This window comes from Paenibacillus sp. FW101-FHT12H11, assembly GCF_058790355.1.
Genome location: NZ_JBYTCO010000004.1, coordinates 687642 through 696720, shown reverse-complemented (window position 1 = coordinate 696720; position 9079 = coordinate 687642). Strand labels below are relative to the sequence as shown.

The following is a 9079-nucleotide window of genomic DNA, read 5'->3' as shown; positions in this document are numbered from 1 at the left end:
GCGAGATTATTCATCTCATTTATAGTCGATTGCTCGACTGTGCTTACTCACTCGTTGTTCAGTTTTCAAAGATCAATGTCTTTCCCATTCCGTCCCGCTCTCGCGACCGGAATTACAATATAGCATATTCAACCAATCAGATGCAAGCTTTATTTTTACAATATTCGATAAAGTTTTCAGCTCGTCTTGGCCGGAATGACAATATACCATGGTGATTAAAATAATGCAACCCTATTCTACATTTTTTAGGAATGTCCATGATTGAGCATGTCTTCTACTAGTTCCTGTTCGAAACGCTCTTTTAGAGCATCGTTGCTAGGAGCTATGGATAAGCTGATCTCTTTAAACTGCCGGACGATATTCTGCACGCCTTCCAAGTTACCGCTCTGGGCAAAATGATCGGTTTGATCAATAACGTGATAAGCAATCGCCTGATAAGCGTCAGTGAAGCTCTGCTCCACATTGGCTGCAACTCGATAGTCCGCGTAAAATCTTTTAAATGTCTCCATCAATGTTTCGTTCATATTCATGCCACTCCTTTCAAGATAAAGAACAGTTTCCCACAAGGAATGCAAGTTTATACAGCATAAAAGCACAACAGCCCCCTGCTGTAAGAAGCAAGGAGCTGTTATGAATATTCAACCTTTTTATATCTCTATATGAATGCTCTATTATTTTACATCAATTGTAGTAACAACTTGGTTTTGTCCTTTAAGCTCAACAACATGGGTAGGTGTAAAGTTACCAAGGTTACCAGTCAACGCAACATTAGCTGCAACGTTATAAACCGTAGTTTGGCTTACACCATTGATCGTTTGCGCAATGGAAATGGAAGTGATTTTACCTTGTCCATCTACAGTAGTACTGTTTAATGTACCTACAACATCAAAGCTTTGGTTAGCATCAGCCAACTTAGTAACTTCTACGAAAACTACTTGATTGTTGAAAGAACGAACTTTCACTTCATCGCCAACTTGAATTGCGGAAGCAGCTACTTTCACACCGTTACGCAAAATGAATGCATCCGGGTGAAGAACATAGTTAGTTGTAACTCCCGCTTTCGTTACTGGAAGCACGTTGTTGTATACAGCTGCATTCACAGTTCCAGCAGTGGAGTTTTGGTCATCAGGCATTTGGTTGCCTGTACGATCCAGTAGTGCCGCTAATTGTGCACGAGTCACGCTTTGGTTCGGTTTGAATGTGTTGTCTTCGAAGCCATCAACAAGACCTTTTTCGATAGCTACAGCAACATAGCCTACAGATCCAGCAGGGATTTGTTTAGCATCTTTAAATGTAAGTTGAGTGTTCATTTTTGCTTTCGCTTCGGACTCTAGTTTCAGAGCTTTCACTAACAGCGTTGTTGCCCATAGGCGGTCCGCTTCTTTATTGGGTTGAACGGAGTCATCGCTTTCTGTGAATAAATCGTTTTCAAGCGCTACGGCTACGTATCCAACTGCCCATGCAGGGATTTTGTCCGCATCTTTGAAGTTTAGTTTCGTTGCCATTTCTGTAGCAGACTCGGCTTGCTCACGCAATCCCATCAATCTTACAGCAGCTGTAATCGCTTCAATGCGGGAAACGGATTTATCCGGTTTGAATGTACCATCTTCGTATCCTTCGAATACTTGTTTGGATGCCAAGCTAGCTATGTAACGCATTGCCCATTGAGCGCCTTTGAGGTCGTCAAAGTTAATGCGGATTTGAATGTTGCCGCTAATGTTACCTTTATTGTTGTTTTTACCATTATTAATAGAAGTAGTATAGCTATTGTTATTGTTTCCTTTACCACGATCATCATGGTCATTTCCTTTGGCAAACGCTGCAGAAGCGCCTCCCATTACCATTGTTAAAACAAGTCCTGTTGCTACAGCTTTCTTCATTAGGTTCTTTTTCATATCAAGTTCCCTCTCCCATATTCATATAGTTGGTATAAATAATGTGGAGCCTTCGCGAAGGGTTCCTGGTTATGCTACAACAATTCGCCATTGTAAATTTGTTTAGGGGGGTGGAGAAATAAATCTTTAAAACTAGAAAATTGTCGAGTCTATTAAATCCCCCCTGAAACTGCTAAACTTAACGATATAAAACACTACCGCAAAAGGAGCTCATGTATGCGTTTACGTAATCCCAGAGTTCAGCTCGTTATTGCTCTAGCCGTTATTTTAATTGCGTTATCAGTCTATTCTTATAGCAAAATCGGACTCAAGCAAGCAAATGTGGAACCTGCTGTTGTTACAGTGCCGACCAGCACGCATCAAGATTCTCCTCCTGCTAGTGCAGTCCCGCCAACACCACCCGTAGAAACAAAAAATACGTATCCATCCGAGCAATTTGACATTGTTGTCATCGGCAGCGAATTGGAGGGTCTCTATCTGGCGAGGGCGGCTGCAGACGAAGGTTTGAAAGTAAAAGTGCTCGATCCTCATAAAGCTTTTGGAGGCCAGATCCTTCAGAGTCAAATGTTGTTTTTGGATGAAACACGTGACGATCAAGGCCATTTATTAGTGCAGGGCCGGGCTAAAGAATTGTTCGATGGCTTCCGAAACGCCAAAATCCGTAAACTTTCCGAATTTTCAACGTATATGGATAAACTGGTCAAAAATATTCCTGTCGAATCCGGCGTTATCCTAAATGACATTGAGCAAATCAACACACCAGACAGCATGCACAAAGTCGCTTCTATCGTTTACACAACAGATAAAAATGAAAAGAAGAAGATTACGGCCGGCTACTGGGTCGATAATAGTGATTACGCCGCACTCATCTCTCGACTAGATGCCAAGAGGTTGCCAGGACTGGAGAAGTTTTATGGGCAAAAAGACATCGAATACATGAGCGCCGGTATGATGATGAAGTTCACGCATGTCGATTGGAAAAAGTTCAGCACAACTTTCAACGCGTTAAAACCTGAAGAGAAATCCAAACAATTTGGCGGCGGTTCTGTCAATGACAGCTATGCGATCGGGCTAAGCGGTATGACAAAGGCTTATCATCCTTCCAATGACCGCGTATTTCTAAGAGGTTTAAATGCTGTGAATCAAAGAGACGGGGAAGTGTTGATTAACGCCCTTCTGGTATACACCGTTGACCCATCCAAACCCGAATCCATCCAAGAAGCTGTTACACTGGGCAACAAAGAGACGGCATCTATTCTGGGGCATTTCCGTAAAACCTTACCGGGTTGGGAACATGCCGAACTTGGGGAACTGCCAACTTACCCTTACGTAAGGGAATATAATCACTACGAGATGGATTATGTTTTAAAGCCGTCCGACCTGCTTTCAGGCGCAATGTTCTGGGATAATGTCAGCATTGGCGGCTATCCGCTCGATTTACAGGGCACTAGCGCCAACAAATGGGGCATTGAGATGGGACGTCCCGACAAATACGGGATGCCGCTGCGCAGCTTTTTATTAAAAAATTACGACAATGTTATTGCCGCCGGGAAAAATGTGGGCTCTTCAGCCATCGCATACGGAAGCACAAGAATTCAACCGAATACGAGTTTGGCTGCTGAATCCATTGGCATCATACTGGGGCAGTTACACGGCAAACAAAAGATTAGAGAAATCACGCCTGAGGAGATGGCCAAGCTACAGCAGTACTTAGCTGCTCATTATCAAATCAAGCTAACCGGGGTAACCGGTACCAACAAAATCAGCGGTTGGAACGAAGATGAAATCAGAAAACTGGATAGCGGAGAAATTACTTATCCTAGCTACGTGAAAACTCGCAAAAAAACAGCTGTGAAATAACCAAATCCGTGCATTCGCTCCTTAAGCGAGTGTGCGGTTTTTTTACGAAAATTTAAGAAAAAAAGGGGTTGAAAAACCCAACTTCCAGACATATAATAAGCAATATACTTAAGTTCACTTATAAATACTTAAGCGAAAGGAGTGAGAAACCTTTGTTTCAAGAAGAAAGACTCATATCCATTATTGATTACTTAAAATCAAATAAGCGCATTACGGTTGACCTGATTTGCGAGCTGTATGATGTATCGCGAGATACCGCCCGCCGTGACATGGTAAAACTTGAAGAACAGGGCCGTATTGTGCGAACACGCGGCGGCGCCATCCTCCCTACACTTTCCAAAGAAGTCGGCAATTATGAACAACGCCTCCAATCAGAGTCTTCTTCCAAACTAACCATCGGCAAAACAGCCGCAGGACTCATTCAAGATGGCGACTATATCATGATGGATGCCTCCACGACAGTGCTGCATGCGGCAAGTGCACTATCTTCCAAACAGAACGTTGTGGTGACAAGTTCTATAGAAATTGCTGCTATTTTAACCCGCAAAGATGAAACTACGATCCACATTCTTGGTGGCGTGTTGGATAGCAAGCACCATAGCGTCTACGGCGCGAAAGCCATCGAGATGTTGAACGATTACCACGTCGATAAGCTGCTGATCGGAACCTGCGGAATTACGGAGGAAGGGCTGTCTGCCCCCAATGAAGAGGACAGCTATTTAGTTCGCGCCATGATCCAACATGCTGACCAAGTGATCGTTTTAGCGGATCACTCTAAGTTCGGCAAGCGGCTGTTCCATCGCGTGGTCGGTTTTGAAAGCATCGATATCCTGGTCACAGACCAAGACTTGAGCTCTGAAATGAGAGAGAAATTACTGGCAAGTGAAGTTGAAATCGTTTTGGCAAAAGGAGATGACTTAGATGATTAAGCTTATCGTAAGTGATTTGGACGGTACTTTGCTCGATCACAGCAAGAAAGTTAGTTCAAGAGAGCAAGATGCGCTGAAAAAAGTGAAAGAAGCCGACATCCTGCTTTGCCTGGCCTCAGGAAGAATGAATGTGGAAATGCAGCAGGTTCTAGAGGAAATTGGACATCGTGCTTACTCCGTCTCGCAGAATGGCGCATTTATTCATTTGGAGGATGGCTCGTTTCTGAAATCTCAGCTTTTTGAGCCTGAATTAGCGTATCGAGTGTATCAATTGCTGAAAGATTTTGACGTCGTGAAGATCGTTTGCTCAGGGGAAGCCAATTACATCACGCATTTGACGCCCGCTTCCGACGAGGTTCAGTCACGTACATTCCGGCCTTTTATTATAAAAGAGGACATTGAGCAGTCCCTGCAAGCCGAACTTCCAATTTGTAAGATTTCTACATTCGGGGATATTCAAATCCTTCTGGCACTTAAAGCATTAATAGAAGAAAAGCTGGGCGATCAAGTTGAGCTGTTCATCTCCGATAAAGATTGCTTGGACATCATGCCACGGCAAGTTTCAAAAGGTAACTCCCTCCTCGTCCTCATCGACCAATTGGGTCTAAAACCGGAGGAAATTGCCTGTGTCGGTGATTCCTTCAATGATGTATCCATGTTCGGGATCACGCCGCATAGCTTTGCCATGAAAGGTGCCCATCCGGAGGTCAAACAAAAAGCAAACTATCATGTCGAGTCTGTTGCTGAAGTCGTTGATCATGTATTTGCCTATAACGATAAATACATGCAAGAGCAAAAAGGAAGCACAATGGTATGAGAAGATTATTAATTATGGGGTGCCTGTCCTATCTATTAACAGGATGCACCCATGTTATTTTTGGAGCGGTATTACCCGAGCTGCTCACTCATTATGGACGCAGCTACAGCGACGGCGGCTTGCTAGTGTTCCTTGAATTCGGCGGATTCTTGCTTGGCGTGCTCAGCATGCCGGCGTTCAGCCGCCGATTCAGCCGCCGAAACACGATTACGACGGCTTTCGGGTTGCTTTTCCTGGCCATGATGACGATCGTCATGCTGCCGCCTTGGGCTTTGGCTGTGAGCCTCACCTTCGTAGCCGGCGTGGCTTTCGGACTCGTAGAAGCGAGCATTTCAACCTTCGTGTTAATGGCGGCAAAGGATAAACAAGCATCGGCCTTCAGCACGCTTGAAGTTTTCTTCGGACTTGGCGCACTATTCATGCCGATTGTATCCAGTATTTTGATTGCCAACGGGTTATGGAAATATGGATTTATGCTGTTGGGATTAAGTGCGCTTGCAACTGGACTCATCTGGTCAAAGCTGTCCTTGGGCGAGCATGACGAATTATTGGCTCACAAAGCCGACAAGTCACAGCAAGAGGTAAAACCTCCAGCTCTGACAAGGAGCTCGTTAACCTTCCTTATTCTGTTCATGCTTGTTTTCTTCATCTATGTAGGGATGGAAAATACGATCGTTAACTTCCTGCCTTCGATCTTTATCGATCAAATGCACACTTCAAGCTCTCTGTCCTCTTTGGCGGTAACAGCTTATTGGATTGCCATGGTGGCAGGTCGGCTATTTGCCGGTGTGCTTGCCGAGAAAATGACCTATTTCCGTTATTTGGCCGTCGCTTTTGGCGGCAGCTTGATTACCGTCTTTTTGTGGCTGTTCAGCACGCAGTTATGGAGCAGCTTCGCTATTGTTCTGCTGCTTGGGCTCTTCATGTCAGGGATGTTCGCTGTAGCTCTTATTTATGCCAATCAATTACTCCCTGGACGCACGGAGCAAACAACAAGCACGCTTATCGCTGCAGGTGGCTTGGGCGGATCCGTCATTCCGCTTGGCGTCGGATGGGGAATGGATAAGTTTCAAGTTGGCTTATCGATTTGGTTTGTGTTAGTTGGTATGTGTGTGGTTTTCGGCATTGTTCTCTACTCCCGCAGGTGGAAGGTTCAGGCTTCTAGTTGAAGGTGGCGGGAATGAGTCTGAGGGTTCACTTGGGGAACTAGAGTCCGCTATTTGGAGAAAAATGAGTTGTTTTCGTTCTGAACGGAACTACAGGCTCTTATTATCCCGAATTGTGCGTTTTCAGGTAAAATCGGGAGAATAACAGACCGTAGTTCCCCTCGCCTGTGAACAACACGCCTTTTCTTAGAATTAGTGGACTGTAGTTCCCTAAAAAACCAAAAAAGGACAACCCCTTTCGTCGGGTTGTCCTTTTTGTTGCTGCCGCGCTATTACCGCAGAGCCTTTAATTGAATAAGTACGGCTTTCTCCTCGAACTGTACATCCTTCACTCCTATTAAAAGCGGCAAGTGATCTTCGATCGAGAGCTCGATTGGCTCGAATTGAAGCCATTCCTTTGGAACTTGTATGCCCCTAACCATCGTACTCTGGTGCTGAATGACCACATTCGGAGGATCCCATGCCAAGGTAAAAAGCAATTGGGCACCAACAGGCAACTTGTCCTGCCATCTCACATTAACGTCAGCCACTAGGTTGCTTCCCTGCAAGGTGATCTTAGCTCCTTCGATTCGAATGCCATTGGGCAGATCTGGATGGGCTGACAGCTGTTTTTTGACCAGATTGTTTAAATCTTGCTCTGTGATCTGAACCTCGAGCTTCCGGTTCTTGACAATGTCCGCGATTTTACTGCCAACTGAAATTTCTTGATATTTCAGGTCTAGATCCTCGGTAGGTTGGATGTGCCGGATGAACAACACCGTGGCGGCCGCAAGGATAAGGACGACCACGATGAGAAAAATAAATCGTTTTTGCAGCACGTTTCAACACCCCGCAGAAGACAGATTTGGCAAGCCGTATAAGTCTGGATGTAAATTACGGCTACTCTTTGTTCTGCTGTTTTTCCTTCAGCCAGCGAGGAGCGCCCTTGCTCTTGCGATCTCGCTCGCGTTGGGCTTTGCTCACGGCCTTGCCGCCTGCGGCCGTGTGCTTCGGCGCTGCCGGCTTCGCCGGAGCAGCGCTGGATTCGCGCGCTTCCGTCGCCGGCGCGCTAGTGCGAACCGCGCCCGCAGGCGCGGCAGCATAGTGCGAGCCGGCGGAGCCGCTGCGCACAGGTGCTGCGCCCCGCGGGCGTGCAGCTTCACGGCGGCTGCGCATGGCAGCCGCACTGCGGTCCTGGGCCGGATCAACGAGCCGGCCCTCGTACATCGCCTTCGGCGCGATCGTGATACCGAGCTGCTTCTCGAATTTCTCGAGAATGAATTGCTCCTTCGGTGTCACGATGGAAATGGTCGTGCCCTCGCGGCCCATCCGACCGGTCCGACCTACGCGGTGAAGGTAATACTCCGCGTTGGTGGCAGGATCCAAGTGGAAGACGTGAGTTACGCCTTCAATGTCCAGCCCTCTTGCTGCAACATCCGTGGCCAGCAGCAGCTGGAATTTCCCATCCCGGAAATTCCCCATGACTTTGGCCCTATCCTGTTTGCTTGCTTCACCGTACAAAGCTTCAATAGATAACCCAACATACTGCAGCTTAGCCACAACTTGAGCGATATCGTCCGTGACATTGATAAAGACAATCGCAGACTTTGGTTTAATCAAACGAACCAGTCTCCGAAGCGTATCCACCTTCTCGCGCTCCTGGCAGAGCACATACATGTGCTCCAGCGTTTCCGCTGTGCGCTGGCTCGGGTTGATTTTAATAATAACAGGCTCCTTCAACCATCTACCGGCCGCTTGCTCGGTGCTTTGTGGAATGGTCGCAGACACGAACACCTTTTGACTGGATTTCAGCATGCCTTTTAGTACAGACTCGACATCCTGCATGGAACCAAGCTCGAATACTTGATCCACTTCATCGACTACACCAATTTTCACATGGTGCAGAGTCAATTTCTTGATTTTCATAAGCTCAAGTAAACGCCCAGGGGTCCCCACAACAATATGAGGGTGCAAGCGAAGCTTCTCAACTTGTCGAACCACAGCCGCTCCGCCAATCAAAGATTGCGAACGAATCGGACCGTCAGCCGTTAATTTTTCGATTTCTTGCATAATTTGCATACCCAGCTCCCTGGTAGGAACAACAACTAATACTTGCAGCTGTTTCTGCGTAGGATCAATTTGTTCCAGAGCGGGCAGTAAATAAGCTAACGTTTTGCCTGTGCCTGTTTGGGACTGAATGATCGCATCGCTGCCTTGTTTCAAAACCGGGATGGCTTCTGCCTGAATCGGCGTTGGCTCACCTATACCCAATTCTTTCAATTTATCTAAATAAGTTTGTGCAATTTGCAGCTGTTCAAAGCTTGTACTCAATGGACGTAAACCCCTTTTCTCATTCAACCTGATGATCTTATTATATGTCACGCTGTATATCGATACAAATCGATACTTTGAAAATGCTGCTCATAAACTTAG

The 9079-nt window shown here is 46.1% G+C and carries 8 protein-coding genes; 4 read left to right on the top strand and 4 right to left on the bottom strand.

Going from position 1 to position 9079, the window contains the following annotated elements:
• Positions 1 to 245: 245 nt before the first annotated feature.
• Both AC3WTJ_RS16640 and AC3WTJ_RS16635 read right to left on the bottom strand, forming a co-directional pair.
• Entirely contained in the window at positions 246 to 524 is a 279-nt protein-coding gene (locus tag AC3WTJ_RS16640; protein ID WP_492522694.1) for a hypothetical protein, read from the bottom strand.
• Between the two features lie 147 nt (positions 525 to 671).
• Complete coding sequence (locus AC3WTJ_RS16635; protein ID WP_492522693.1) at positions 672 to 1895, bottom strand: S-layer homology domain-containing protein; 1224 nt, start codon at positions 1893 to 1895, stop codon at positions 672 to 674.
• Between the two features lie 216 nt (positions 1896 to 2111).
• Between AC3WTJ_RS16635 and AC3WTJ_RS16630 the strand changes: the two genes are divergently transcribed.
• From AC3WTJ_RS16630 to AC3WTJ_RS16615, 4 genes are all read left to right on the top strand, one after another.
• Complete coding sequence (locus AC3WTJ_RS16630; protein ID WP_492522692.1) at positions 2112 to 3755, top strand: FAD-dependent oxidoreductase; 1644 nt, start codon at positions 2112 to 2114, stop codon at positions 3753 to 3755.
• 152 nt (positions 3756 to 3907) lie between these two features.
• The gene (locus AC3WTJ_RS16625) at positions 3908 to 4684 is read left to right on the top strand and encodes a DeoR/GlpR family DNA-binding transcription regulator (protein WP_407869307.1); all 777 of its coding nucleotides are present in this window, start codon (positions 3908 to 3910) and stop codon (positions 4682 to 4684) included.
• On the top strand, positions 4677 to 5501 hold the full coding sequence (locus AC3WTJ_RS16620) for a Cof-type HAD-IIB family hydrolase (RefSeq protein WP_492522691.1): 825 nt from the start codon (positions 4677 to 4679) through the stop codon (positions 5499 to 5501). The genes AC3WTJ_RS16625 and AC3WTJ_RS16620 overlap by 8 nt, the downstream gene beginning before the upstream one ends.
• Positions 5498 to 6670: an MFS transporter gene (locus AC3WTJ_RS16615; RefSeq protein ID WP_127458725.1), complete on the top strand. Its 1173-nt coding sequence runs from the start codon at positions 5498 to 5500 to the stop codon at positions 6668 to 6670. The genes AC3WTJ_RS16620 and AC3WTJ_RS16615 overlap by 4 nt, the downstream gene beginning before the upstream one ends.
• A 269-nt stretch (positions 6671 to 6939) precedes the next feature.
• On the opposite strand, the gene AC3WTJ_RS16610 is transcribed toward AC3WTJ_RS16615, so the two are convergent.
• Positions 6940 to 7485, bottom strand: a complete 546-nt coding sequence (locus AC3WTJ_RS16610) for a hypothetical protein (protein WP_492522690.1) — start codon at positions 7483 to 7485, stop codon at positions 6940 to 6942.
• A gap of 61 nt (positions 7486 to 7546) precedes the next feature.
• Positions 7547 to 8977 carry a DEAD/DEAH box helicase gene (locus AC3WTJ_RS16605; RefSeq protein ID WP_492522689.1) on the bottom strand — a complete coding sequence of 477 codons (1431 nt, stop codon included), beginning with the start codon at positions 8975 to 8977 and terminating at the stop codon, positions 7547 to 7549.
• Between the last annotated feature and the right edge of the window lie 102 nt (positions 8978 to 9079).

What these genes read in the sequence shown, in the direction of transcription:
- AC3WTJ_RS16640 (WP_492522694.1), bottom strand. Translation starts at nt 524, where the DNA reads ATGAACGAAACATTGATGGAGACATTTAAAAGATTTTACGCGGACTAT.
- AC3WTJ_RS16620 (WP_492522691.1), top strand. Translation starts at nt 4,677, where the DNA reads ATGATTAAGCTTATCGTAAGTGATTTGGACGGTACTTTGCTCGATCAC.
- AC3WTJ_RS16615 (WP_127458725.1), top strand. Translation starts at nt 5,498, where the DNA reads ATGAGAAGATTATTAATTATGGGGTGCCTGTCCTATCTATTAACAGGA.
- AC3WTJ_RS16630 (WP_492522692.1), top strand. Translation starts at nt 2,112, where the DNA reads ATGCGTTTACGTAATCCCAGAGTTCAGCTCGTTATTGCTCTAGCCGTT.
- AC3WTJ_RS16635 (WP_492522693.1), bottom strand. Translation starts at nt 1,895, where the DNA reads ATGAAAAAGAACCTAATGAAGAAAGCTGTAGCAACAGGACTTGTTTTA.